The 22,624-nt window shown below is 71.1% G+C and carries 29 protein-coding genes; 3 read left to right on the top strand and 26 right to left on the bottom strand.

The window, feature by feature from the left end; genetic code table 11:
- Positions 1-6: 6 nt before the first annotated feature.
- From rpsH to rpsJ, 16 genes are all read right to left on the bottom strand, one after another.
- Complete coding sequence (gene rpsH / locus FO059_RS03835; RefSeq protein ID WP_143906501.1) at positions 7-405, bottom strand: 30S ribosomal protein S8; 399 nt, start codon at positions 403-405, stop codon at positions 7-9.
- A 93-nt stretch (positions 406-498) separates the two neighbouring features.
- Positions 499-684 (bottom strand): type Z 30S ribosomal protein S14, encoded by a 186-nt coding sequence (locus tag FO059_RS03830; protein WP_143906499.1) that lies wholly within the window; start codon positions 682-684, stop codon positions 499-501.
- Between the two features lies 1 nt (position 685).
- Positions 686-1,252, bottom strand: coding sequence for a 50S ribosomal protein L5 (rplE, locus tag FO059_RS03825; protein ID WP_143906497.1), 567 nt, complete (start codon positions 1,250-1,252; stop codon positions 686-688).
- A 2-nt stretch (positions 1,253-1,254) separates the two neighbouring features.
- Positions 1,255-1,569 (bottom strand): 50S ribosomal protein L24, encoded by a 315-nt coding sequence (gene rplX, locus FO059_RS03820; protein WP_143906495.1) that lies wholly within the window; start codon positions 1,567-1,569, stop codon positions 1,255-1,257.
- A complete protein-coding gene (rplN, locus tag FO059_RS03815) occupies positions 1,569-1,937 on the bottom strand; it encodes a 50S ribosomal protein L14 (protein ID WP_143906493.1) in 369 nt (122 codons plus the stop codon). The genes rplX and rplN overlap by 1 nt, the downstream gene beginning before the upstream one ends.
- A gap of 211 nt (positions 1,938-2,148) precedes the next feature.
- The gene (gene rpsQ / locus FO059_RS03810) at positions 2,149-2,460 is read right to left on the bottom strand and encodes a 30S ribosomal protein S17 (RefSeq protein WP_143906491.1); all 312 of its coding nucleotides are present in this window, start codon (positions 2,458-2,460) and stop codon (positions 2,149-2,151) included.
- A complete protein-coding gene (gene rpmC, locus FO059_RS03805) occupies positions 2,457-2,693 on the bottom strand; it encodes a 50S ribosomal protein L29 (protein ID WP_143906489.1) in 237 nt (78 codons plus the stop codon). The genes rpsQ and rpmC overlap by 4 nt, the downstream gene beginning before the upstream one ends.
- Entirely contained in the window at positions 2,693-3,109 is a 417-nt protein-coding gene (gene rplP, locus FO059_RS03800; protein WP_143906488.1) for a 50S ribosomal protein L16, read from the bottom strand. Before rplP ends, rpmC begins: the two co-directional genes overlap by 1 nt.
- A gap of 2 nt (positions 3,110-3,111) precedes the next feature.
- Positions 3,112-3,900, bottom strand: a complete 789-nt coding sequence (gene rpsC / locus FO059_RS03795; protein WP_143906487.1) for a 30S ribosomal protein S3 — start codon at positions 3,898-3,900, stop codon at positions 3,112-3,114.
- A complete protein-coding gene (gene rplV / locus FO059_RS03790; RefSeq protein WP_143906486.1) occupies positions 3,900-4,307 on the bottom strand; it encodes a 50S ribosomal protein L22 in 408 nt (135 codons plus the stop codon). Before rplV ends, rpsC begins: the two co-directional genes overlap by 1 nt.
- Positions 4,304-4,585, bottom strand: a complete 282-nt coding sequence (gene rpsS / locus FO059_RS03785; RefSeq protein ID WP_143906485.1) for a 30S ribosomal protein S19 — start codon at positions 4,583-4,585, stop codon at positions 4,304-4,306. Before rpsS ends, rplV begins: the two co-directional genes overlap by 4 nt.
- Before the next feature lie 13 nt (positions 4,586-4,598).
- Positions 4,599-5,438, bottom strand: a complete 840-nt coding sequence (gene rplB, locus FO059_RS03780; protein WP_143906484.1) for a 50S ribosomal protein L2 — start codon at positions 5,436-5,438, stop codon at positions 4,599-4,601.
- A 49-nt stretch (positions 5,439-5,487) separates the two neighbouring features.
- Complete coding sequence (gene rplW, locus FO059_RS03775) at positions 5,488-5,802, bottom strand: 50S ribosomal protein L23 (RefSeq protein WP_143906483.1); 315 nt, start codon at positions 5,800-5,802, stop codon at positions 5,488-5,490.
- Positions 5,799-6,470, bottom strand: a complete 672-nt coding sequence (gene rplD / locus FO059_RS03770) for a 50S ribosomal protein L4 (protein ID WP_143906481.1) — start codon at positions 6,468-6,470, stop codon at positions 5,799-5,801. Before rplD ends, rplW begins: the two co-directional genes overlap by 4 nt.
- The gene (rplC, locus tag FO059_RS03765; protein WP_143906479.1) at positions 6,467-7,123 is read right to left on the bottom strand and encodes a 50S ribosomal protein L3; all 657 of its coding nucleotides are present in this window, start codon (positions 7,121-7,123) and stop codon (positions 6,467-6,469) included. The genes rplD and rplC overlap by 4 nt, the downstream gene beginning before the upstream one ends.
- 29 nt (positions 7,124-7,152) lie before the next feature.
- Positions 7,153-7,458: a 30S ribosomal protein S10 gene (rpsJ, locus tag FO059_RS03760; protein WP_003938093.1), complete on the bottom strand. Its 306-nt coding sequence runs from the start codon at positions 7,456-7,458 to the stop codon at positions 7,153-7,155.
- Between the two features lie 890 nt (positions 7,459-8,348).
- On the opposite strand from rpsJ, the gene FO059_RS03755 reads away from it, so the two are divergent.
- On the top strand, positions 8,349-8,876 hold the full coding sequence (locus FO059_RS03755) for a hypothetical protein (protein WP_143906477.1): 528 nt from the start codon (positions 8,349-8,351) through the stop codon (positions 8,874-8,876).
- A 196-nt stretch (positions 8,877-9,072) separates the two neighbouring features.
- A complete protein-coding gene (locus tag FO059_RS03750) occupies positions 9,073-9,648 on the top strand; it encodes a hotdog fold domain-containing protein (protein WP_143906475.1) in 576 nt (191 codons plus the stop codon).
- A 72-nt stretch (positions 9,649-9,720) separates the two neighbouring features.
- On the opposite strand, the gene FO059_RS03745 is transcribed toward FO059_RS03750, so the two are convergent.
- Genes FO059_RS03745 through fadD5 form a run of 9 tightly spaced genes read right to left on the bottom strand, consistent with a single transcriptional unit; the run spans position 9,721 to position 19,689 of the window.
- A complete protein-coding gene (locus FO059_RS03745) occupies positions 9,721-10,947 on the bottom strand; it encodes an MCE family protein (protein ID WP_143906473.1) in 1,227 nt (408 codons plus the stop codon).
- Positions 10,944-12,017, bottom strand: a complete 1,074-nt coding sequence (locus tag FO059_RS03740) for an MCE family protein (RefSeq protein WP_143906470.1) — start codon at positions 12,015-12,017, stop codon at positions 10,944-10,946. The genes FO059_RS03745 and FO059_RS03740 overlap by 4 nt, the downstream gene beginning before the upstream one ends.
- A complete protein-coding gene (locus tag FO059_RS03735; protein ID WP_233267064.1) occupies positions 12,014-13,123 on the bottom strand; it encodes an MCE family protein in 1,110 nt (369 codons plus the stop codon). The genes FO059_RS03740 and FO059_RS03735 overlap by 4 nt, the downstream gene beginning before the upstream one ends.
- Positions 13,120-14,211, bottom strand: a complete 1,092-nt coding sequence (locus FO059_RS03730; protein ID WP_233267065.1) for an MCE family protein — start codon at positions 14,209-14,211, stop codon at positions 13,120-13,122. Before FO059_RS03730 ends, FO059_RS03735 begins: the two co-directional genes overlap by 4 nt.
- Positions 14,208-15,281 (bottom strand): MCE family protein, encoded by a 1,074-nt coding sequence (locus tag FO059_RS03725; protein WP_143906468.1) that lies wholly within the window; start codon positions 15,279-15,281, stop codon positions 14,208-14,210. Before FO059_RS03725 ends, FO059_RS03730 begins: the two co-directional genes overlap by 4 nt.
- Positions 15,281-16,393, bottom strand: a complete 1,113-nt coding sequence (locus tag FO059_RS03720) for an MCE family protein (protein ID WP_143906466.1) — start codon at positions 16,391-16,393, stop codon at positions 15,281-15,283. Before FO059_RS03720 ends, FO059_RS03725 begins: the two co-directional genes overlap by 1 nt.
- A complete protein-coding gene (locus tag FO059_RS03715; protein WP_143906464.1) occupies positions 16,390-17,250 on the bottom strand; it encodes an MlaE family ABC transporter permease in 861 nt (286 codons plus the stop codon). The genes FO059_RS03720 and FO059_RS03715 overlap by 4 nt, the downstream gene beginning before the upstream one ends.
- Positions 17,247-18,059 carry an MlaE family ABC transporter permease gene (locus tag FO059_RS03710; protein ID WP_143906462.1) on the bottom strand — a complete coding sequence of 271 codons (813 nt, stop codon included), beginning with the start codon at positions 18,057-18,059 and terminating at the stop codon, positions 17,247-17,249. The genes FO059_RS03715 and FO059_RS03710 overlap by 4 nt, the downstream gene beginning before the upstream one ends.
- 10 nt (positions 18,060-18,069) lie before the next feature.
- Positions 18,070-19,689 carry a fatty-acid--CoA ligase FadD5 gene (gene fadD5 / locus FO059_RS03705; protein ID WP_143906460.1) on the bottom strand — a complete coding sequence of 540 codons (1,620 nt, stop codon included), beginning with the start codon at positions 19,687-19,689 and terminating at the stop codon, positions 18,070-18,072.
- A 210-nt stretch (positions 19,690-19,899) separates the two neighbouring features.
- Here fadD5 and FO059_RS03700 point away from each other — a divergent pair, with 210 nt between their 5' ends.
- Positions 19,900-21,756 carry a penicillin-binding transpeptidase domain-containing protein gene (locus FO059_RS03700; RefSeq protein ID WP_143906458.1) on the top strand — a complete coding sequence of 619 codons (1,857 nt, stop codon included), beginning with the start codon at positions 19,900-19,902 and terminating at the stop codon, positions 21,754-21,756.
- 60 nt (positions 21,757-21,816) lie between these two features.
- On the opposite strand, the gene FO059_RS03695 is transcribed toward FO059_RS03700, so the two are convergent.
- Positions 21,817-22,623: an enoyl-CoA hydratase-related protein gene (locus FO059_RS03695; protein ID WP_143906456.1), complete on the bottom strand. Its 807-nt coding sequence runs from the start codon at positions 22,621-22,623 to the stop codon at positions 21,817-21,819.
- Between the last annotated feature and the right edge of the window lies 1 nt (position 22,624).

Below are 22,624 nucleotides of genomic sequence, written 5' to 3'. Positions count from 1 at the left end.
GACCCCCTACCAGACGTAGGCGAGGACTTCCCCGCCTACTCGCTGCTTGGCTGCCTGGCGGTCCGTGAGCAGTCCGGTCGATGACGAGATGATCGCCACGCCGAGGCCGCCGAGGACCTTGGGCAGGTTGGTGGAGTTGGCGTACACGCGCAGGCCGGGCTTCGACACGCGGCGGATGCCGGCGAGGCTGCGCTCACGCGCAGGGCCGTACTTGAGGACCAGCGTGAGGGTCTTGCCCACCCGCGCGTCCTCGACCTTGTAATCGCCGATGTAGCCCTCACGCTTGAGGATCTCGGCGATGTTCACCTTCAGTTTCGACGACGGCATGGAAACCTCGTCGTGGTACGCCGAGTTGGCGTTGCGCAGACGCGTGAGCATGTCTGCGATCGGATCGCTCATGGTCATGGAAGTGACCTGTATACCTTTCTCGCAATGGTTCCCTCTTGGACGCCGCCGGGGCGGCGCAGCAGGCCTACCGCGAAGTGGTGTGGTGGTGGATCACCAGGAGCTCTTGTGAACTCCCGGCAGTTCGCCCGCGTGCGCCATCTCGCGGAAGCAGACGCGGCACAGTCCGAACTTGCGGTACACCGAGTGCGGGCGTCCGCAACGCTGGCACCGCGTGTATGCGCGAACTGAGAACTTGGGCTTGCGGTTCGCCTTGTTGACGAGCGCCTTCTTCGCCATCTCACTTCTCCTTGAACGGGAAGCCGAGCTGCTTGAGCAGCGCGCGGCCCTCGTCGTTGTTGGTGGCGGTGGTCACGACGGTGATGTCCATACCGCGCGGGCGGTCGATCGAGTCGATGTCGATCTCATGGAACATCGACTGCTCGGAAAGGCCGAAGGTGTAGTTGCCGTTGCCGTCGAACTGCTCGCCCGACAGGCCGCGGAAGTCGCGGATGCGGGGCAGCGCGATCGAGAGCAGACGGTCGAGGAACTCCCACATGCGGTCACCGCGCAGGGTCACCCGGGCGCCGATGGGCATGCCCTCACGCAGCTTGAACTGCGCGATGGACTTGCGTGCGCGGCGGATCTCGGGCTTCTGTCCGGTGATCAGCGAGAGATCGCGGACGGCGCCGTTGATGAGCTTGGCATCGCGGGCCGCGTCGCCGACGCCCATGTTCACGACGACCTTGACGAGCCCCGGCACCTGCATGGCGTTCTCGTAGGAGAACTCCTTCTGCATGGCGTCGCGGATCTCGCTGCGGTACTGCAGCTTCAGGCGCGGCTGAATCTTGTTCTCGGTGCTCGTCATCTCTAGATGTCCTTCCCGTTGCGACGGGAGATCCGCACCCGCTTGCCGTTCTCGTCGGTGCGGTACCCGACGCGGGTGGGGTTGCCGTCGGAGTCGACGACCATCACGTTCGAGACGTGAAGGGCGGCCTCCTGGGTGACGATCCCGCCGACGCGCGCGCCGGCCTGGTTCGCAGAGACGGCGGTGTGCTTCTTGATGCGGTTCACGCCCTCGACGATGACGCGGTTGCGCTCGGGGATGGCCTTGATGACCTTGCCCTTGGCGCCCTTGTCCTTACCCGAGATGACGAGGACCGTGTCGCCCTTGTGCACCTTCATCACAGCACCTCCGGCGCAAGCGAGATGATCCTCATGTACTTCTTGTCGCGCAGCTCGCGGCCCACGGGCCCGAAGATGCGCGTACCGCGCGGATCGTTGTCCGGCTTGATGATGACGGCGGCGTTCTCGTCGAAGCGGATGTAGGAGCCGTCCGGACGACGGCGCTCCTTCTTGGTCCGGACGATCACGGCCTTGACCAGATCGCCGCGCTTGACGTTGCCGCCGGGGATGGCGTCCTTGACCGTGCCGACGATGACATCGCCGATTCCGGCGTAGCGGCGACCGGAGCCGCCGAGAACACGGATGCACAAGATCTCCTTGGCACCGGTGTTGTCGGCAACTCGGACCCGCGACTCCTGCTGGATCACTAGAGTTCTCCTTGACCTGGACTCGATGTGCGCCGGATTACCGACCCGACGCACGCGGTCGTTCGCCCGCCCCTCGGGGCGGGCTCCCGCACGATGGCGGGGCACGCCGCACGGACGCGAGCCCGTGCGGCAAACCAGACCATCATAAGGGTTGGGCAGTGCACCGGTGCGGCCGGCCCCCGCTTTCGCGGTCGGCCGGCCGCACCGAGTACTACTTGGCCTTCTCGAGGACCTCGACCAGCCGCCACCGCTTGGTGGCGGACAGGGGCCGGGTCTCCATCAGCTGGACGCGGTCGCCCACGCCGGCCACGCTGTTCTCGTCGTGCGCCTTGACCTTGCTGGTGCGGCGGATGATCTTGCCGTACAGCGGGTGCTTGACGCGGTCTTCGAGCTCGACGACGATCGTCTTCTCCATCTTGTCGGAGACGACGTAGCCGATACGGATCTTGCGGCGGCCGCGCTCGTCGGCCGCTTCCGTGCTCGCTGCGTTCTCGGTGGTGCTCACTGTCTTGTCCTCACTCATGCGGCGCCGTCCTCGTCCGGTCCGGCCGCGAGCCCCAGCTCACGCTCGCGGAGCACGGTGTAGATCCGGGCGATGTTGCGCCGGACGGTCCGGAGGCGGCGATTGTTGTCGAGCTGCCCGGTCGCCATCTGGAAGCGGAGGTTGAACAGTTCCTCCTTGGCTTCACGGAGCGACGTGGTCAGCTCTTCCTCGCCGAGCTCCCGGAGCTCGGATGCCTGGGTTCCCGTTGCCATCAGAAGCTCCCCTCCCTAGTCACGATCCGGCATTTGCAGGGGAGCTTGTGCGCCGCACGCAGCAGTGCTTCGCGGGCGATCTCCTCGTTGGGGTAGCTCATCTCGAACATCACGCGCCCGGGCTTGACGTTCGCGACCCACCACTCCGGCGAACCCTTGCCGGAGCCCATGCGGGTCTCGGCCGGCTTCTTGGTCAGCGGGCGATCCGGGAAGATGTTGATCCAGATCTTGCCGCCGCGCTTGATGTGGCGGGTCATCGCGATACGCGCCGCCTCGATCTGGCGGTTCGTGATGTACGCCGGCTCCAGGGCCTGCAGGCCGAAGTCACCGAACGTGACCTCGGTGCCGCCCTTGGCCATGCCCTTGCGCTTGGGGTGATGCTGCTTACGGTGCTTGACCCGTCGTGGCATCAACATCGTCAGCCCTCCTGATTCTCTGCGGCGGGCGCCTCGGCCTGCGCAGTCGCGGTGGCCGCACGGCCCCCGCCCTGGCCGGCCGTGGACGGACGACGCGAACGCGCCGGGCGCTCACGACGCGGACCGCGCTCGGCTGCGGCGTTGGCCGCCACCTCGCGGCGGCCGCCGACGACGTCGCCCTTGTAGATCCACACCTTCACGCCGATGCGGCCGAAGGTCGTCTTGGCCTCGAAGAAGCCGTAGTCGATGTCTGCACGCAGGGTGTGCAGCGGCACGCGACCCTCGCGGTAGAACTCCGAGCGGGACATCTCCGCACCGCCGAGGCGACCGGAGCACTGCACCCGGATGCCCTTGACCTGCGGCTGACGCATGGCCGACTGGATGGCCTTGCGCATGGCCCGCCGGAACGCGACGCGGTTGGACAACTGCTCGGCCACGCCCTGGGCGACCAGCTGCGCGTCGGCCTCGGGGTTCTTGACCTCGAGGATGTTCAGCTGCACCTGCTTGGCCGTCAGCTTCTCGAGCTTTCCGCGGATGCGGTCGGCCTCCGAGCCACGGCGGCCGATGACGATCCCCGGGCGCGCCGTGTGGATGTCCACGCGGACGCGGTCACGGGTGCGCTCGATCTCCACCTTCGAGATGCCGGCGCGCTCCATGCCGGTCGAGAGCAACCGGCGGATGGCCACGTCTTCCTTGACGTAGTCGGCGTACTGCTTGTCCGCGTACCACCGCGACTTCCAGTCGGTGGTGATTCCCAGTCGGAACCCGTGCGGGTTGATCTTCTGGCCCACTACTGAGCTCCCTTCCGACGGCCGCGGCCGTTGCCCTGGCCGGGCACCGACTGGACCTCGATGGTGATGTGGCTGGTGCGCTTGCGGATGCGGAACGCCCGGCCCTGTGCACGCGGCTGGTACCGCTTGAAGGTGGGGCCCTCGTCGACGTAGGCCGCGGACACGACGAGCGTGCTCGGGTCGAGGTCGAGGTTGTTCTCCGCATTCGCCGCGGCGCTCGCCACGACCTTGGCGACGGGGTCGCTCGCAGACTGCGGCGCGAACCGCAGGATGTCGAGCGCGTCGCCGACGCCCCGGCCGCGGACCAGGTCCACGACGCGACGGGCCTTCATCGGGGTCACCCGCACGAAACGCGCGGTGGCCTTCGCCGTCTGCGCGACGGCCTGTGTCTCTGACTGTGTGCTCATCGGCGCTTGCTCTTCCGGTCGTCCTTGATGTGGCCCTTGAACGTCCTGGTCGGCGCGAACTCACCGAGCTTGTGTCCGACCATGTTCTCCGAGACGAACACCGGCACGTGCTTGCGGCCGTCGTGCACCGCGAACGTGTGTCCGATGAAGTCGGGGATCACGGTCGAGCGGCGGGACCAGGTCTTGATGACCTGCTTGGTCCCCTTCTCGTTCTGCGCGTCCACCTTCGCCAGGAGGTGGTCGTCGACGAACGGGCCTTTCTTGAGGCTGCGTGGCATCCTTCACTCCCTCCTAGCGCTTGTTCTTGCCGGTACGGCGACGACGGACGATCATCGCGTCGCTGGCCTTCTTGGGTCGGCGGGTCCTGCCCTCGGGCCGGCCCCACGGGCTGACCGGATGGCGGCCGCCCGAGGTCTTGCCCTCGCCACCGCCGTGCGGGTGGTCGACGGGGTTCATCACGACGCCGCGGACGGAGGGGCGCTTGCCCTTCCACCGCATGCGGCCGGCCTTGCCCCAGTTGATGTTGGACTGCTCGGAGTTTCCGACCTCGCCGACGGTGGCGCGGCAGCGCACGTCGACGCGGCGGATCTCGCCGGAGGGCATACGCAGGCTCGCGTGGTTGCCCTCCTTGCCCAGCAACTGGATGCTGGCGCCCGCCGAGCGGGCCATCTTGGCGCCGCCGCCGGGACGCAGCTCCACCGCATGGATCACCGTGCCCGCGGGGATGTTGCGCAGCGGCAGGTTGTTGCCGGTCTTGATGTCGGCGTTCGGTCCCGCCTCCACCACGTCGCCCTGCCCGAGGCCCTTGGGCGCGATGATGTAGCGCTTCTCGCCGTCGTAGTAGTGCAGCAGCGCGATCCGCGAGGTGCGGTTGGGGTCGTACTCGATGTGCGCGACCTTGGCCGGCACGCCGTCCTTGTCGTGCCGGCGGAAGTCGATCACCCGGTAGGCGCGCTTGTGCCCGCCGCCCTGGTGCCGGGTCGTGATCCGGCCGTGCGCGTTGCGTCCCCCCTTGCTGTGCAGGGGACGCACCAGCGACTTCTCCGGCGTCGAGCGCGTGATCTCGGAGAAAACGGCGACGCTCGAGCCGCGGCGGCCCGGTGTCGTCGGCTTGTACTTACGGATTGCCATGAGTCTTGAAGTCCTTACCTTCTACGAGTTCCGGTGGGCGAGCCGCGGCTCAGCCGACCGGCCCTCCGAAGATCTCGATGGGCTTGCTGTCGTCGGACAGCGTCACGAAGGCGCGCTTCGTGCTCTTGCGCCGGCCGTAGCCGAGGCGTGACCGCTTGCGCTTGCCCTGACGGTTGGCGGTGTTCACCGACGTGACCGTGACCCCGAAGACCTTCTCCACGGCGATCTTGATCTGCGTCTTGTTGGCGTCCGGGCGCACCAGGAAGGTGTAGACGTTGTCCTCCATGAGCCCGTACGACTTCTCCGAGACCACCGGTGCGACCAGGATGTCTCGCGGGTCGGACTTGATCTCCGCGATGCTCATGCCGAGACCTCCTTCGCTGCCGTGCTGCGGGCGGACACGAAGCTCTCGAGCGCCGCAACGGAAAAGACGACGTCGTCGCTGCGCAGAACGTCGTGGGTGTTGAGCTGATCCGGTGCGATCAGGTGCGCGCCCTCGATGTTGCGGACGCTCTGCCACGTCACGACGTCCTCACGCGGAACCACCACGAGGAACTTCGAGCGGTCGCTGAGGCGGCCGAGGAAGCCGAGCGCCTTCTTGGTGGACGGCACCTGGCCCTCCACCAGCTCGGAGACCAGGTGGATGCGGTCGCTGCGCAGCCGGTCGGTCAGCGCGCCACGCAGCGCGGCGGCCTTCATCTTCTTGGGGGTCCGCTGCGAGTAGTCGCGCGGCTGCGGCCCGTGCACGGTGCCACCGCCGGTGAACTGGGGTGCGCGGATCGAGCCCTGGCGTGCGCGGCCGGTGCCCTTCTGGCGGTACGGCTTGCGGCCGCCGCCACGGACCTCGCCGCGCGTCTTCACCTTGTGCGTGCCCTGGCGTGCCGCCGCGAGCTGGGCGGTGACGACCTGGTGCATCAGCGGGATGTTCGGCTCGACGTCGAAGATGTCGGCCGGCAGCTCCACGGAACCGTCGGTTCCGCCGGCCGGGACGTGGACGTCGAGGGTGAGATTGACGGTGTTCTCGGCGCTCATGCCTGCGCACCACCCTTCACTGCGGTCTTGACGATCACGAGGCCGCCTTTGCGGCCCGGGATCGCACCCTTGATCAACAGCAGACCGGCCTCGGTGTCGACCTTGTGGACGGTCAGGTTCTGCGTGGTCACGCGGTCGCTGCCCATGCGGCCGGCCATGCGCATGCCCTTGAACACGCGGCCCGGCGTGGCGCAGCCGCCGATCGAGCCCGGGCGGCGGTGGACGGCCTGTGTGCCGTGGCTGGCGCCCTGGCCGGCGAAGCCGTGACGCTTCATCGTGCCGGCGAAGCCCTTGCCGCGGCTGGTGCCGGTGACGTCGACCATCGTGCCGTCCGCGAATGCTTCGGCGGTGAGCTCCTGGCCCACCTCGTACTGGGAGGCGTCCGGCACCCGCAGCTCGACGATGTGGCGGCGCGGGGTGACCCCGGCCTTGGCGTAGTGGCCCGCGACGGGCTTGTTCACCTTGCGCGGGTCGATGGCGCCGAAAGCCAGCTGGACGGCGCTGTAGCCGTCGCGCTCCTCGGTGCGCACCTGGGTGACAACGCACGGACCGGCCTTGACGACGGTCACCGGGACGACCCGGTTGTTCTCGTCGAAGACCTGCGTCATGCCGAGCTTGTTGCCCAGGATGCCTTTGATCTCGGTATCAGTCATTGAATGTTCTCCGCTGCGTCTTCCCGGGCTCACTGAATGTTGACGTCGACGCTGGCAGGCAGGTCGATGCGCATGAGCGCGTCGACGGTCTTGGGCGTCGGGTCGAGGATGTCGATGAGGCGCTTGTGGGTACGCATCTCGAAGTGCTCGCGCGAATCCTTGTACTTGTGCGGCGAACGGATGACGCAGTAGACGTTCTTCTCGGTGGGCAACGGCACCGGACCGACGACGCGGGCGCCGGTGCGGGTAACCGTCTCGACGATCTTGCGCGCAGACGCGTCAATCGCCTCATGGTCATAGGCCTTGAGCCTGATGCGGATCTTTTGTCCCGCCACGCTTGTAGTCCTTTGCTTGCCGTGTCGCGACGCCCGGGAGGCGCCGCTTCGTTCATTACCGGACCGATGGCAGCGGAATGTGGTCGAGTGAGGCCGGCCGCACGCCTGTGATCGACGATCTCTCGTGATCGGCACCGCCGACTGCGATCAGCACCAGGGCTCATCGTCGCCGCTGTTCATCTGTCATGGTCCACCGGTACACGCGGTCGGGCGTGTCGCCCGCTCGCTTCTCACGCGACGAATATCCCGGACACCACCCCCCGGGGGGCGGATCCGCGCTTCGCCGCGGAGAACGCACCGGCCGCACCCGCCGGGCGGGCACTTTCAGGCACGTCGTACACAGGCCTTGGTCGGCCGGGCGACCACTCTATCCGAGCGGCCGCACCCGCCTGCGCGCACCCCCGCGTCAACGGACGAAAAACCCCTGCGGGGCCTCGCCGACGACACAGGACGCACTCAAGGCAACCCCGACAGTATGCCCGACGCGCCCGGTCCTGCCAAATCGTGTCCGATACCACTCGATCTCCGCGGTCGCCGCAGGCGGCGCCCCTGATGCAGCGACCGGCCCCGGCCGCGACGCCGGGGACCTCCCGCGGAATTTCCGCGTCGACCTGCCGAGGCCGTGCCGAGGGATTATGATCCTGAGATTGAGACACCTTGAAATGCGCGTCGGCTCCCGCAGCCCCATCCGGAACCACCCATCCGGAACCCACCGGACACCTCCTCGCCGAGGCACCGCCCCGGCGAGGCACCGCCCCGGCGAGGCACCTCCTCGCCGAGGCACCGCCCCGGCGAGTCACGGTGCCGGTGGGTCCGACGGGCAGAGGACGCCGGCAGGATCCGCCGACGGCATCACGCGCGCGGACACGCACAACTGAACGGAGAAGACGATGAACCTGACCCGCCTCGGCCGCAACGCGGCCATCGCGGCCGTATCCGCTGCGGCCGTCGCCGTCGGCGCCACGACCACCGCCGCGGCCGCTCCTGCGCCGGAGTCCGCACAGTCGCAGCCGGCGGGCGACAGCGTCATCCTCGACGCCGGCGCATTCTCCTTCACCTCCGGGGACGGCACCATCGACGTCCGCGACGCCGCAGGCAATGTGGTCGAGTCGATTCCGCTCACGCTGCCGGGCACGGACGTCGCGGCGCCGGTCGATGCCGCCATCGGTGCGGACGGCAAGACGCTCACCCTCCACCGCGTGGAGGCGGACGCGGTGGGCCAGTTCAACAAGCTGGTCGGCGAATGGCTCTGGGGCGTACAGAACGGCGGCGCATTCGGCGCCGCCATCGGCTCCGTCGTCGGCTGCTGGCTACTGGTATTCGGCTGCATCCCCGGGCTGGTCATCGGCGGTGCCATGGGCTCGCCCAATGCCGCCCAGATCCAGCAGACGTTCATGGACATGCTCGCCAACCGCTGACCGGCTCCCCGGCCCGCCGGGCCCTCCGTCCAGGCACCGCCGCACCCGCATCCCGCCGGGGGCGGCGGTGCCGTGCTGTGCGGACCGGCACGCGCTTCTTACTATCGAGTAGGGTTGCTGCGCGGCGACACGCAAAGGCGCACTCGCCCCCGCCGGAACCGCCGACGGCGCGCCACCGCCCGCAGAGAGGGAAACCATGAACGCGATCCCCGCCGACCGGACCCCGCCCGCGTCCGCCGCACCCGCCGCAGACGGGCCGGCCCCGGTCAGCCCCACCTACGCGCTGCGCAAGCGGCTGCCCGCGGGCCGCCTGGGCGACGCGCTGTTCTCGATCGGCCTGTGCGCACGCGTGCCGTACTTCGCCACAGTGCTGCCGACGGTGAAGGTCATGGAGCCGGGCCGGTGCGAGGTGACCGCGCCCAAGTGGTGGGGCATCCACAACCACCTGGGCACCTTCCACGCCATCGCCGCCTGCAACCTGGCGGAAATGGCGATGGGCATGCTGTGCGAGGCGACGGTGCCCGCTACGCACCGGTGGATCCCGAAGGCGATGGAGGTCGAGTACCTCGCCAAGGCGACGACGGGCCTGCGGGCTATCGCCGAGCTGGAAACCGATGCAGCGGGCGGCGGCGCCGACCAGGGATCCGACGCCGTCCCCGACTTCGACGCGATCACGGAGGGCACGGAGATGGCGGTGCCGGTCCGCATCCTCGACCGCAGCGGCACGCTCGTCGTGCGGGCACGAATCACCACCTGGGTCACCCCGCGCTAGCCGGTCGACCGCCGCGGCCGTTCACCCGCCTCCGCCCGTCACCCGCCTCCGCCCGTCACCCGCCTCCGCCCGTCACCCGCCTCCGGCGGTGAGCTGCCGCAGCAGGTCCCGGCCCGTGGGGATCAGCCACGGATCCTCGGCCATCGGCGGCCCCACGGGGGTTCCCGGACGCGTCGCGTTCCGCAGCCCCAGGTCGTCGGGCCGCGGAGCGTTGCGTGATCCACGCTGCTCCAGGTCCTCGCCGGGCGGGCAGTACAGGTCCGGATTCGCGTCCCTGGCAGACGTGTCGCCGACCGCCCGCCGGGGCGTGTCGTAGTAGCACACCGGCCCCTGTGTGGCGACGAGGACGAATTCGGCACGCCCGTCGTGCAGGACGGACGTCAACTGATCGAGGGTCCGGGGGAACGCCGTCAGTCCCGCGCTCAGCGCGGCATCCCGGTCGCCGAGGATCGCACTGATCGTGTCGCCCGCGGCCACCAGGCCCGTGATGTCCGACCGCGAGCCCGTCAGCAGGTAGCCCACCTTCTGCATCGGGGCCGGCGCGTCCGACAGCAGGTGCGTCAACGTGCCCTGGTGCTCGACGAGCTGACGGGTGATGCGGCGGGCGGCCGCCACCGCGTCGGGGAACCCGCCGCCCGCGTCCGCCAGCGCGTCGACGACCGGCAACCCGCCCTCCACGAGGCCGGCGACCGTCGCGGCATGCGCGTCGAGCGCGGCCGTGATCCGATCGGTGTCGTCGATCATCCTGCGCAGCACCGGCCCGGTGCCCTCGAATGCCGTGCTCATCGTCGCCCCCAGGCTGTGCAACGAATCGGGGTCGAGAGTGCCCAGCAGGCCGGAGGCGTCGGCCAGCAGCGCGCCGAGTTGCTGCGGCTGTTGCTCCGCCGGCGCGGTCACCGCGTCACCGTCGCGCAGGAAGGGCCCCTCCGCCGTATCGGCGGCGAGGTCCACCGATCGGATCCCGAGCGCGCTCGCCCCCACCACGCGCGCCGTGGCGGACACCGGGATCCGGACGTCGGGGTCCAGATCCGCCGCGATCGCCACCGCTGTCCCGGCCACGGCCCCGCCGCCGGCCGGAGCCCCGTCGCCGATCGTCACCGATGTCACTCGGCCGACCGGCACGCCCCGGTAAGTGACGGACGCGCCGGGCCCCACCCCGAAGGCGCCGTCCGCTGTGATCGTCACGCTGATCGCGCCGCCGAAGCTCTGCGGGCCCGCGACGTACCGCACGCCGAACACCGTGGCGGTCAGCCCGATCACCACGAACAGGACCAGCTGGACGACGACCCGGCGGCTCATCGCGGGCCTCCCGCCGCCGGCGGCGGCTGCGATGCCGCGGGCAGCCGCTCCCCCGCCCACAGTTCGAACAGCGACCGGGGGATGTCCAGTGCGCCGTCGAACAGCAGGTAGTCGCCCCGGATCACCGACGTGAAGCTCGCGATGAACTCGTCGGCACTGCGCAGCGTGTCCGTATCGGTGGCGTTGAACCCGCTCAGCGCCTCCAGGATCCGGGACACCTGGTCGATCTCCGCGCCGATCCGCACCGAGGACGTCGACAACAGCGCGTCGGCGTGCGCAGCGAGGTCCGCGCCGGAGTCGACGAGATCCGCTATCCGGTCACCCTGCGCGGCGAGCAGCGTCGCCATCGGTGCAGCCTGCACGAGCGCTCGGTCGATATCGTCTTGGTGCCCGGCCAGCGTGCCGGTCAGCGAGTCCATCGCCGCAAGCGTCCGGTCGAGGCCCTCACGCTGTGCATCGACGTCGCCGAGCAGCGTGTTCGCGTCGTCGATCAGGCCGCGGACCTGCCCGCCGCGTCCGCCGTATGCGGCGTCGAGCTCGGCCATCACCGTCTGCAGCTGGTCGAGCCCGCTGCCGTTGAGCAGAAGTCCGAGAGTGGCGAGGCTGGTCTCCAGCTCGGGCCCCACCCGCGTCCGCGCGAGCGGGATCGTGTCGCCGTCCGCGAGCATGCGCTCACCGCCTCGTTCCGGGCCGTCCCCGGCGCCTCCGTCCGGCTCGATCCGCACGAACGGGCTGCCCAACGCGGACGGCACCTCGATGACGGCGGAGGCGTCCGCCGGGATGTCGACGTCGCTGCGCAGGCTCAGCCGCACGTCGGCGGCGCGGCCGTCGGTGGACAGGTCGTGGACCCGGCCCACCGTCAGCTGGCCGATGCGCACCGGCGCACCCGGCATCACCCGATCGGCATGGTCGAAGACGGCCGTCACGCCGTAGGAGTCGCCCTCCGCCTCGTGACCGACGGGCAGGTCCTGCAGCCCAGGACCGCACGCCGCGGTCGACATCCCCGCGGCGACGGTGGCGGCGACCGCGGCGAGTACGCCGCGGCGCCGGTTGTGCGGGCGACGTGTCATCGACCCTCCTCACCGAATCGCTCCACCAGCGGGCCGAACGGGTCCGACCGGCTCAGCGGGATGGGCACGGGATTGGTGAGCCCCGGCGCGAAGCACAGCGGGCCCGGGTGCTCGTCGCAGAGCCGCCGCGTCACCGCGAACTGGTCGCCGCTCGAGGAGACGTCGAGGCGCAGCCGGGCACGCTCGTCGGGGCCGATCGCGCGGTCGATGTTCTGCAGGGCCAGCGGGGTCAGGTCGAGGAACTCCGCGAGGTTCGCCGGCTTGGACGCGAGGAGCCCGGTGACCGCGCGGGCGTCGGCGATGGCCCCTGCCACGTCGTCGGACCGGGACTCGAGCAGCGCGCCGACCCTGTCGAACAGGCTGTTCAACTGCGTCACGGGTGTGCCCACGTCGAGATCCTGCCGCTGCATCTCGTCGCCCAGCGCCGCGAGCGAGCGGACGGTGTCGGCGATCCGGCCCTGCCTGGCGCCGAGCGCGTCGGCGATGCGGTCGAGGTCGTCGACGAGCGCGCCGATCTGATCGGCGCGCGCCCCGATGAGCGACGTCGCCGAACCCACCTGCTCGATCGCCCTGTGCACCGACGCGCCCAGCCCGTCGGTGACCTGCGCCGCCTGGTCGATCAGGGACCCGACGTCGCCGCCGTCCGGGCCGAGGGCGTCCGCGATCGTGTCGAAGCTGCCGAGCAGTTCGTCCCAGTTGATCGGCGCGTGGGTCCGCGCCACCGGGATGACGTCGCCGTCGGAGTAGCGGGCGCCGCCGCGGTAGACCGGGCCCAGTTCTATGAAGCGCGCACTGATCACCGACGGGTTCATCACATAGGCGTTCACGTCGGCCGGCAGCTCGACGTCCTCGCGCAGCGTCATCGTCACGCGCACCGCGCCGCCACGCGGCCGCACCGACTCGACCCGGCCCAGCGGCACGCCGAGCACATCCACCTTGCTTCCCGGGTGGATGCCCTCGACGTGGGTGAAATCGGCGACGACCCGGCGCGCGTCGTCCCCGCGGAGGAACACGAACCACAACGCCGCCGCGAACAGCGCCAGCACGCCCAGCACCGCCGCGGCGACACGCCACGGACGGCGCGCAGGCCGTGCCCCGGCGGTCACCGGCAGCCCTCCATCACGCCGAACACGCACAGCAACGTGTCGGGCACGGGCCCTGCGGGCGCCGACACGTCGATCCAGTTTCCGTTGCCGCCGGCATCGACCACCGCGCGGACCACCGGCGGCAGCCTGTCGACGACCTCGCCGATGCGCGCCGCGTTGCCGTCCAGGGTGGCCAGCACCGAGCGCAGGTCGCCCACGAGCCGGTCGAGCCCCCCGGCCCCGCCGGGCCCGGCACCATCCGCCGAGGCGAGGACCGCGTCGGCCGCGCCGAGGATGGTGCGCAGGTCCTCGGCGAGGCCGCTGATCGCCTGCCGCCGCGCGGCGAGCGCTCCGAGCATCGTCCGCGCCTCGGCGGAGACGGTGTCGAGCGACCGGTCCTGCCGGGCCAGCAGCCCGGTGAGGGACTTCCCCGCATCGAGCAGCACACCGATCTGCGCGGAGTTCTCGTTCATGGCCTCCGCCGCCGCGGACACCCCGGTGACGGCCCGGCGCACGGTGTCCGGATCCTGCGGCAGCGAGTCCCGCAGCGCGTCGACCATCTCCTCCACCGCGCGGACGTCGATCTCCTGGGCGGTGTCCGCGGCGGACCGCGAGGCCTCGTCCAGGCTGTAAGGGACGGTGGTGCGCGCCAGCGGGATCGTCCTGTCCGGCCCCACCTCACCGCTGCCGGCCGGGTCGACCGCCAGGTACCTCTTGCCGAGTATCGTCGCGAGCTGCACCGATGCCGTGGTCCGCGCGCCCAGCGGGCGGCCGTCGTCCAGCCGGAACCGCACCTCCACGCGGTCCCCCGCGAAGTCGATCGATTCCACCTTGCCGGTGGGCACGCCCGCGACCAGCACCGGATCGCCGGCTTCGAGTCCCGCGGCGTTGGCGAGCTCGGCCGTATAGGGGTCGGTGCGCAGCAGGTATCGGCCGTGCGGCAGCGCCACCGCCGCCAGCAGCACGAGGGCGGCCGCGACGATCCCCGCGCCGCCGACGAGGACGAGTGCGCGTGAGCGCCCGCGCTCCGATCCGCGCCCGGTGATCGTGACGTCACCGGCGCGCCGGGCGCGTCGCATCCATCGCCGTGCGATTCCGGTCCGGCTCATCGGCACGCCTCGCTGTGGGCCGGGCCCAGCAGGTTGGCCTCGAGGTCCCCGACCTTCGCGGTGAGCGTGCACGGGTACAACTGCAGCCAGGCACCGTAGTCGGTGATCCGGCCGGCGGACCGGGTGAAGGGGACCAGCAGCGCCATGGTCCGGTTGAACTCGTCTGTGTTGTCCACCCACGAGTCCGCCGTCTCCCCGAGCCGACGAAGGGTTCCCGCGAGCGTGTCGACGCGCCCTTCCAGCACCGCCGCCGCCGCGCCTGCGGCCCGACCGCCGTCGTCGAGGATGCCGATGAGCTCATCGTTGCGTTGCGCCATCGTGCCGGAGATCTGCGCCAAGCCGTCGATGAGCCCCGTGAGTTCGGGTCCCCGCCGGTCGGCCGCCTGCGCCAGGACCCCGAGGTTGTCCACGACCCGCGCGATCGCCTCGCGGTGGCCGACCAGGCTCTCCGTCACGTCCGCGACCCTGCCCACCAGCACCCGCACGTCTCCGTCTCCGCCGCCGAACGCGTCGACCATGGAGCGTGCCAGCGAGTTCACCTGCGCCGGGTCGAGTGCGTCGAACAGCGGCTTGAAGCCGTCGAAGACGGCCGTCAGATCCAGCGGCGGGCTCGTCCTCGCCGGAGGGATGCGGGCCCCCGCGGGCAAACGCGCACCCGATTCCGTGAGCGGCGCCGTCAGCGCGAGGTAGCGCACGCCGAGCATGTCGCCGTAGCGGATCGCCGCATGCACCTGCGCGTCGAGCGGGACGTCGTCACGCACGGAGAACGCGACGACGGCGTGGGCGCCCCCGTCGGCGGTGTCGGCGCGGGTCACCGAGTCGACGCGGCCCACCCGCACACCCGCCGCGGTCACCGCATCCCCCGGGGACAGGCCGGGCACCGAGGTGAACGCCGCGGAGTAGGCGCGGGTGCCGCCGGGCACGGGCACGGTGAGGGTGTTGGACACGACGACGGCGGCCGCGATTCCGAGCACGACGAACACCGCGACGACGGTCAGCGGCCCGCGCAGCCCGTCCCTGCGGGACGCGCCCGGCCGGAGGCGGCGGAGGGCGGTTGCCGGTGACGCCATCAGTCGCCTCCCCCGCCGCAGTTCGCCCCCGCGAGACCGCCGTAGCGCGGGCAATCCGCCGCCGGGTACGGCATCGGGTCGCTGAAGCTCGGCACGGCGGTGATGTCGAAAACCCCGGTGTCGAAGGCCGCGACCCCCTTGTCTGTGAACCGCCGGAGCGCCTCGAAGGTGTCCGGAAGCCCCCTACGCCCCGCGTCGACCGCCGTGAGGGCAGGGGCCGCCTGGTCTACGATCCGGCGGAGGGCCCCGGTGTTCTCGCCGGCCACGGCGGCGGCGGACGACGCGGCGGCCCCCGCGGATCGGAAGAACGCGGCGAGGCTGTCGGGCCTGTCCGTGACCGCTTTCGACAGCGAGGTGATGTCGCGGAGCACGCCCAGCCCGTCGGCGGCGGCCGCGTCGGCGGACTCGGTGACGGCCGCGAACTGCGGCGCGCGGGCCAGGAGGCTCCGGGTGTCGGGCACGAGCGTGCCGGCGGATCGCGAGAGCCGGTCCAGCGACCGGCCCAGGTCGTCGCCCCGCCCGCGCAGCGCGTCGGCCATCGCGGTGAGCGCTGTCTGGAGGTGTTGCGGCTGCAGGCGGTCCATCGTCGCCACGGCGTGCTCGTAGACGTCGTAGAGGCGGACCGCCGCCGGCGAGGTGTCGGCAGGCAGCGCGTCTCCCGCCTGCAGGCGCCCGCCGGGCGCGGACCGCGCGGGGTCCGGAACCAGTTGGAGGACGACGTCGCCGAACAGCGTGTTCGGCGCGACGCGCACCTTCACCGCGGCCGGAATGCGTCCGAGTGCGTCCGGGTCGATGCGCAAGTGGACCGTCGACACGTCCGTGCCCGCGTCGATCGCCGTGACCTCGCCGACCGGCACGCCCTGGTACTGCACGCCCACGGACCCGGTGAGCAGCCCCGCCTCCGCCGGCAGGTCCGCGGTGATCTCCGGGTGCCCGGCGAACACCCCGTTCCCGTAGGCGACGAACGCGGCCGCGCCGACGACGATCGCGATGACGGCGGCTGCTCCGCGCAGCGCGAGGGCCCCCTTCGACGCCGTGAGCCGGCGCGGCGCGGGGCGGCCCTGACCACGTGCGGCGTGCACATGCCCGCGGGGCGCCCCGAACCCGTTCATGACAGTCCCAGCCCCGGCACCGACGGCTCGATGCCCCAGAGCGCGAACGTCATGGCCACGTCGGCGATGCCGATGGCGAGGATGCTCGTCCGCAGCGCGCGGCCGGCGGCGCGGCCCACACCCTCCGGGCCACCGGAGGCGTGGAAACCGTAGGAGCAGTGCACGAGCGCGACGATCGTCGCGAACACCAGCGCCTTGGTCAGCGACAACCACAGGTCCGACGCGCCGAGCCCGAGGTGGAAGTAGTAGTCGTAGGTGCCGGCGGAGTCGCCCCCCATGGTCACGACGGTGAATCTCGTCGCGATGTAGGCGGCGAGCAGTCCCACCATGTAGATCGGCACCACGCACACGATCGCCGCGACGACCCGCGTGCTGGCGAGGAACGGCACGGACCGGACCGCCATGGCGTCGAGGGCGTCGATCTCGTCGGAGATGCGCATGGCGCCGAGCTTGGCCGTGAACCCGGTGCCGACCTTGGCGGCGAGGGCGATGCTCGCGACCACCGGTGCCAGCTCGCGCGTGTTGGCGATGGCCGAGAGCAGGCCGCTGAGGGAGGTCATCCCGATCAGCTCCAGGCCCCGATGGGTCTCGACGCCGACCATGATCGCCGCGACACCCGACATGGCGAACACGATCCCGATGGTGCCGCCGCCCGCGAGCAGCGACGCGCTGCCGAAGCTGACGTCGCCGATCTCGCGCAGGATGTGGCGCCAGTACTTGCGCACGGCGAAGGGGATGCCGGCGAGCACGTGCACGAAGAACGTCACGTGTTCGCCGAAGCGGGCGACGCCGTCGTAGGTGCGCCGCAGCGGTAGACCTGCGCGGCGCACGCGGCCGACGGTGCCGAGACCGATCATGCGTACGCCCCCGGTGCCGGCACGATCACCGAGTACAGCTGCGACAGCACCGTGTTGACGACGAACACGACGACGAAGGCGAGGACGACGGTCTCGTTGACCGCGTCCGCCACTCCGCTCGGCCCGCCCTTGGCGTGCAGCCCCTTGAACGAGGCGATCAGCGCCGAGGTCAGCCCGAAAGCCGCGGCCTTGATCATGGCGGTGGTGAAGTCGGACAGGCGCCCGTACTGCGCGAACGTCGCCAGGAACGCGCCGGACGACTGATGCTGCACGTAGACCTGATAGAGCAGGCAGGTGAGCACCCCCGCCAGGGTCACCAGCGCGCACAGCATCACCGAGACGACCACGGCCGCGATGATCCGCGGCAGGACGAGGCGCTCGATGACGTCGATGCCCATGGTCTCGAGGGCCTCGATCTCTTCGCGGATGGTCCGCGAACCGAGGTCCGCGCAGATGGCGGAGCCGCCGACGCCGGCGAGCATCAGCGCACACACCAGCGCCGCGGCCTGCCCCACCACGACGAACGCCGTGACTGCGCCCGAGTAGCCGCCCGCACCGAGCCGCGCTGCGAGGGACCCCACCGACACGGCGATGAGCACGCCGATCGGCAGCATCAGCAGCAGCGCCGGGCCGCTGCAGACCCGCGCGAGGAACGCCGTCTGCTCGACCGCCTCACGCAGCGGCAGCCGCCCGCGCACCGCCGCGCGCGGGGCGGCGACCAGCGCGCGCGCCGAGAACGCGACGAGGCCGCCGACCTGGAGCGCGAGATCGTGGAACGGCCCCCGCGCCGCGGGCAGGCCATAGGTCACCTGTGCCCTCCTACCCGGTCTTCGCCGCCGGTGCGTTCTTCCGCAGCTCGCCCTTGACGACCTTGCCGCTGGCGTTGCGCGGGAGCGCGTCGACCACGACCACCTCGTGCGGGTGCTTGTAGCGCGCAAGCCTGTCGCCCAGCCACTCGGCGAGCGACTGCGCGTCGAGGTCGGGCCCGTCGCCCTCCAGCGCGACGACGGCCACCGGGACTTCTCCCCACTTGGGGTCCGGCCGCCCGATCACCGCGGCCTCCCGGATGCACGGATGCCCGTAGAGCACGTTCTCGACCTCGGCGCAGTAGATGTTCTCGCCGCCGGAGATGATCATGTCCTTCTTGCGGTCGACCACGAAGATGAAGCCCTCTTCGTCCGCGCGAACCAAGTCCCCCGAGTGGAACCAGCCGCCGTCGAACGCAGCGTCGGTGGCGGCGCGGTCGTTCCAGTACCCCTGCATCAGGGTCGGCCCGCGGTACACGATCTCCCCGACCTCGCCCGGTGGGACGTCGTTCATCTCGTCATCGACGATGCGCGCCTGGATGGTCGGTATCACCCGGCCGACGGAGCCGAGTTTGCGCAGGGCGTCTGCCCCGTCGAGCACGCAGGTGATGGGCGACATCTCCGTCTGGCCGAACACCGCGACGTTGAGCGCGTCGGGGAAGGTCTCGGCCATCGCCTTCAGCACGGTGTCCGACGCGGGCGCCGCGCCCCACGAGATCGTGCGCAGCGCCAGGTCGCGGTCCTTGACCGTCGGATCCGCGCACACGGCCTGCCATTGCACCGGCACCATGAACGTGGACGTGATCCGCTCACGTTCCCAGGTGTCCAGGACGTCGGCGGGGCTGAACGCGCCCAGCGGGTGGATGACGGTGGTGGTTCCCAATTGCAGCGCCGGCGCGATCGAGCCCAGCGCGGCCACGTGGAACGTGGGCGCCGCCAGCAGGCCCACGCTGTCGAGCCCCATCTGCAGTGCCCTGATGCAGGTGAACGATTGGGCGGCCATGTTGGCATAGGTGAGCACCGCGCCCTTGGGCCGCCCGGTGGTGCCGGAGGTGTAGAGGATAAGGCTCGGCGAGTCCTCGGGGACGTCGCGCGGCGCGTACGGCTCGCCCTGCTCCTCGATCAGCTCCTCGAAGCCCTCGAATCCGTCCGCGGCACCGGCACCGGCCGACCCGTCCGCGCCGTCCGGTGCCATCGTGACCGCCAGGGCCAGCGACGGGACCAGGCCGCGCAGCGCGGTCACCAGTGGCTCGAGGGTCGGCTCGGTGACGACGGCGCGCGCGCCGCAGTTCTCCGCTATGTACGCGCACTCCGGCGGGGTGAGGCGGAAGTTCACCGGCACCGCGATGGCCCCCAGCGCGTTCACGGCCAGCACCGCCTCGAAGAACTCGGTGCGGTTGAGGGTCAGCAGCAGGACCCTGTCGCCCTGCACGATCCCCCGGCGGGACAGTGCTGACGCCATCGCCTCCGCGCGTGCGTGCAGCAGCGCCCAGGTGGTCGATGTCCCCCGGTGACGGAAGGCCTCCGCATTCGGCCTCATCACCGCGTGGCCCGCCACCCAGTTGTTCCAGGTGTTGCGGGTGAAGCGCTGGGGCGCCGCAGCGGCCCCCGCACCCGAGACGTCTGCTGCCATGGTCGGTGCCCCTGTCGTCGCCGTCGGATTCCCCGTCCGCCGCCGGGCCGCAGCCCGGCGAGATGTGGCGAGTATTACATATACGGCAGGTTCGCAAGCGCGTTTTGTTAACGGCGATTCTGCGCCGGGCCTGCCGCACGGCGCCGTACCGAGGGGCGCGGCGGCGGGTCACCTGATGACATCACCGGCGCCGTCTGTTCAACTTGGTCCATGCCGATTCCGCGCGACGGGGGACGCCGCATCGCACGCACCGCGGCGGCGTTCGGCGGTGCCGTCATCCTCCTGTGCACGACCGCGTGCGGCATCACCTTGGGCGCGCCGACGGATCCGATGCGCGAGTTCGTCAAGGCAGTCAACGACCACGAACTGGACCGGGCAGCGTCGATGACCGACGACCCGGAGGCCGCCGAAAAGGCCCTCACCGCGACCTTCCGGGGGATGGGGAACGCCACCGCGCACCTGTCTACGCTCGAATCGCTGCGCGGCACGCTCACCACGCACACCTCCTGGAAGCTGCCCGACGGCTACAAGACCGAGACCACCGGCACCATCGACCGCCTCGAGGACGGCAAGGTCCCGTGGTCGCCGCACATCATCGACTCCCGGCTGCAGCCCGGCGGACGGCTCGTCTACTCGCAGGACCTCGACCTGGCGAGCCCCGTGATCGACAGGAACCGCAACGACCTCATGCGGTGGCAGACGGTCACCGACGTCGCCATCGCGCTCGACGCGACTGCCGACGACATCGCCGCGCTGGCCGACGTCCTGCACGGTGTCGACCCGTCGATCACCGCCGAGTCGATCACCGAGGGGATGGCCGAGGCGGAGCAGGAGCAATCCACGTCGGCCCGCGACGCCCCCGCCGCGGACGCCGCGGCACCGGAGCCGAGCCGCTACGTGGTGGTCACGCTGCGGCCGGAGGACGTCGACCCGCTCCGCGCAGACCTCGACGCCATCGCCTCCGTCGCGCTGCCCCAGCGCGGCCGGCTGCTGACCGTCGACCCGGCGGTGCACTCCCCCGCACTGGACGGGATCCCGAATGTCTGGCGCAGCATCCTGTCCCGGTCCGCGGGGTGGTCGGTGGACATCGACAACCCCGGGTACGAGCAAGACGTCCGGGTGCAGGCCAAGTTGCCCGAGGATGTCCAGAACGTACCCACGACGATGGATCTGCAGGTCCAGAAGGCGGCGCAGGGTGCCGTGGACTCCGCAGAACGTCCGGCGGCGATCGTCGCGCTCACCCCGTCCAATGGCGGGGTGAGCGCCGTCGCGCAGAATGCGGCCGCATCGGCCCGCGGTCCCGTGGCACTCAACGGCCTCTACGCCCCCGGCTCGGTGTTCTCCTTGGTGACGGTCTCCGCGGCACTCGGCGGGTCGGGCATCGCGCCCGACGACATCGTCGGTTGTCCCGCGCAGGTCACCGTGGACGGTCGCACGGTGTTCAACCCCGACGACCTGGACCTGGGCCCCGTCACCCTGACCCAGGCTTTCGCCGCGCCGTGCCTCACCACGCTGGCGACGATCACCGGCGCGCTGCCGGACGGCGCGCTCCCGGGAACTGCCGAAGCGCTGGGCGTCGGAGCCGATTTCGACACCCCGGGGCTGACGACACTCACCGGTTCGGTGCCGCCCACCGAGCCGGGTGCCGCGCGGATCGAAGCCGGCATCGGCCAGGGCCAGGTGGCGGCGAGCCCGTTCGGAATGGCCGTCGTGGCCGCGACCTTGGCCGACGACGGCGACCGCTTCTCCCCGATACTCGTCGTCGGCCGGAAGGGCTCCGCGGACGACCCGCCGGCCACAGTGTCCGAGGGCACCGCCAAATCGGTGCGCCTGATGATGAACGAGGCCGTCGCGGCAGGCAACGCGTCCGCGCTCCGCGACATCGACGGCCTTTCCGGCGTGGCGGGCACCGCCGACGTGACGGACCGGCGCGCACACGGGTGGTTCATCGGGATCCTCGGCGACATGGCGTTCTCCGTGTTCGTCCAGGGAGCCGATTCCACCGGGCCCGCAACCGACGTGACCCGCGCGTTCCTCGACGCGCTGGGCGCCACCCCCGGCAGCTGACCGCTCTCGCCGCGCGTCGACGGTGGCACCGCCGGACGCCTCCGGCGCGGCGCCCGGGCCTCAGCGGAACTGCGGCGCGCGGCGCTCGAGCACCGACGCGATCCCCTCCTGCAGGTCGGGGCCGGTGAGCAGGGCACGCTGCGACTCCGCCTCCGTCGCCAGCGCCGTATCCAGCAGCGCGAGGGTCGTGGCGGCCATCGCCGATTTCGTGGCCTCCAGCGCCCGGCGCGAGCGGGACGCCAGACGCGCGGCGACCTCGTCGACCCGCGTGGACAGGCGCTCCGCCGGCACCGCCTCGCAGATCAGTCCGGATGCCTGCGCCTCGGCGGCGGGCAGCCGGTCGCCCAGCAGCACCATCGCATTGGCGCGGGCGCGCCCCACCGCAGCCGGGACCAGCAGGCTCGCGCCGCCGTCCGGCATGAGTCCGATGCCGGTGAACGGCAGCAGGAAGTACGCATCCTCCGCGGCGTAGACCAGATCGCAGGCCAGCGCCACCGAGACCCCGAGCCCGGCGGCGGCGCCGTTCACCGCCGCCACGACAGGCACCGGGGCTTCGACGATGGCGCGGATCAGTTCTTCGGCACGCCGCATCGTGGCCCGCGCGCGCTCATCGGCCTCCGCCGCGCCGGCCGGCCTGTCGGACGACATCGCCACGAGGTCGGCGCCGGTGCAGAACGCCGTTCCCGCCCCGGTGAGGACCACCGCGCGCACAGCCTCGTCACGGGCATCCTCGGTCAACGCGCGGACCAGCTCTTCGACCGTCGCCGAGTCGAGGGCGTTCATCCGGGCCTGCCGGTCGATGGTCACCGTCAACACCCCGGCCGTCGACACCACTCGCACGCCGTCGGGCCCGCCGGCATCCGTCATC

The organism is Tomitella fengzijianii, from assembly GCF_007559025.1.
GTDB classification, from domain to species: domain Bacteria; phylum Actinomycetota; class Actinomycetes; order Mycobacteriales; family Mycobacteriaceae; genus Tomitella; species Tomitella fengzijianii.
Note: the sequence above shows the minus strand (reverse complement) of the source record. Positions and strands in the feature narration are given on the sequence as shown.

Excerpts from the sequence above, each read along its gene's own strand:
- FO059_RS03745 (WP_143906473.1), bottom strand. The coding sequence starts at position 10,947 with ATGAGCCGCCGGGTCGTCGTCCAGCTGGTCCTGTTCGTGGTGATCGGG.
- FO059_RS03740 (WP_143906470.1), bottom strand. The coding sequence starts at position 12,017 with ATGACACGTCGCCCGCACAACCGGCGCCGCGGCGTACTCGCCGCGGTC.
- FO059_RS03695 (WP_143906456.1), bottom strand. The coding sequence starts at position 22,623 with ATGACGGATGCCGGCGGGCCCGACGGCGTGCGAGTGGTGTCGACGGCC.
- rpmC (WP_143906489.1), bottom strand. The coding sequence starts at position 2,693 with ATGGCAACGGGAACCCAGGCATCCGAGCTCCGGGAGCTCGGCGAGGAA.
- rplB (WP_143906484.1), bottom strand. The coding sequence starts at position 5,438 with ATGGCAATCCGTAAGTACAAGCCGACGACACCGGGCCGCCGCGGCTCG.
- FO059_RS03720 (WP_143906466.1), bottom strand. The coding sequence starts at position 16,393 with ATGAACGGGTTCGGGGCGCCCCGCGGGCATGTGCACGCCGCACGTGGT.
- FO059_RS03700 (WP_143906458.1), top strand. The coding sequence starts at position 19,900 with ATGCCGATTCCGCGCGACGGGGGACGCCGCATCGCACGCACCGCGGCG.
- rplC (WP_143906479.1), bottom strand. The coding sequence starts at position 7,123 with ATGACTGATACCGAGATCAAAGGCATCCTGGGCAACAAGCTCGGCATG.
- rpsQ (WP_143906491.1), bottom strand. The coding sequence starts at position 2,460 with ATGAGTGAGGACAAGACAGTGAGCACCACCGAGAACGCAGCGAGCACG.
- rplP (WP_143906488.1), bottom strand. The coding sequence starts at position 3,109 with ATGTTGATGCCACGACGGGTCAAGCACCGTAAGCAGCATCACCCCAAG.
- rplW (WP_143906483.1), bottom strand. The coding sequence starts at position 5,802 with ATGAGCATCGCGGAGATCAAGTCCGACCCGCGAGACATCCTGGTCGCA.
- rplX (WP_143906495.1), bottom strand. The coding sequence starts at position 1,569 with ATGAAGGTGCACAAGGGCGACACGGTCCTCGTCATCTCGGGTAAGGAC.
- FO059_RS03755 (WP_143906477.1), top strand. The coding sequence starts at position 8,349 with ATGAACCTGACCCGCCTCGGCCGCAACGCGGCCATCGCGGCCGTATCC.
- rpsH (WP_143906501.1), bottom strand. The coding sequence starts at position 405 with ATGACCATGAGCGATCCGATCGCAGACATGCTCACGCGTCTGCGCAAC.
- rplV (WP_143906486.1), bottom strand. The coding sequence starts at position 4,307 with ATGAGCACACAGTCAGAGACACAGGCCGTCGCGCAGACGGCGAAGGCC.
- rplE (WP_143906497.1), bottom strand. The coding sequence starts at position 1,252 with ATGACGAGCACCGAGAACAAGATTCAGCCGCGCCTGAAGCTGCAGTAC.
- fadD5 (WP_143906460.1), bottom strand. The coding sequence starts at position 19,689 with ATGGCAGCAGACGTCTCGGGTGCGGGGGCCGCTGCGGCGCCCCAGCGC.
- FO059_RS03715 (WP_143906464.1), bottom strand. The coding sequence starts at position 17,250 with ATGATCGGTCTCGGCACCGTCGGCCGCGTGCGCCGCGCAGGTCTACCG.
- FO059_RS03750 (WP_143906475.1), top strand. The coding sequence starts at position 9,073 with ATGAACGCGATCCCCGCCGACCGGACCCCGCCCGCGTCCGCCGCACCC.
- FO059_RS03830 (WP_143906499.1), bottom strand. The coding sequence starts at position 684 with ATGGCGAAGAAGGCGCTCGTCAACAAGGCGAACCGCAAGCCCAAGTTC.
- FO059_RS03725 (WP_143906468.1), bottom strand. The coding sequence starts at position 15,281 with ATGGCGTCACCGGCAACCGCCCTCCGCCGCCTCCGGCCGGGCGCGTCC.
- rpsS (WP_143906485.1), bottom strand. The coding sequence starts at position 4,585 with ATGCCACGCAGCCTCAAGAAAGGCCCGTTCGTCGACGACCACCTCCTG.
- FO059_RS03730 (WP_233267065.1), bottom strand. The coding sequence starts at position 14,211 with ATGAGCCGGACCGGAATCGCACGGCGATGGATGCGACGCGCCCGGCGC.
- rplD (WP_143906481.1), bottom strand. The coding sequence starts at position 6,470 with ATGAGCGCCGAGAACACCGTCAATCTCACCCTCGACGTCCACGTCCCG.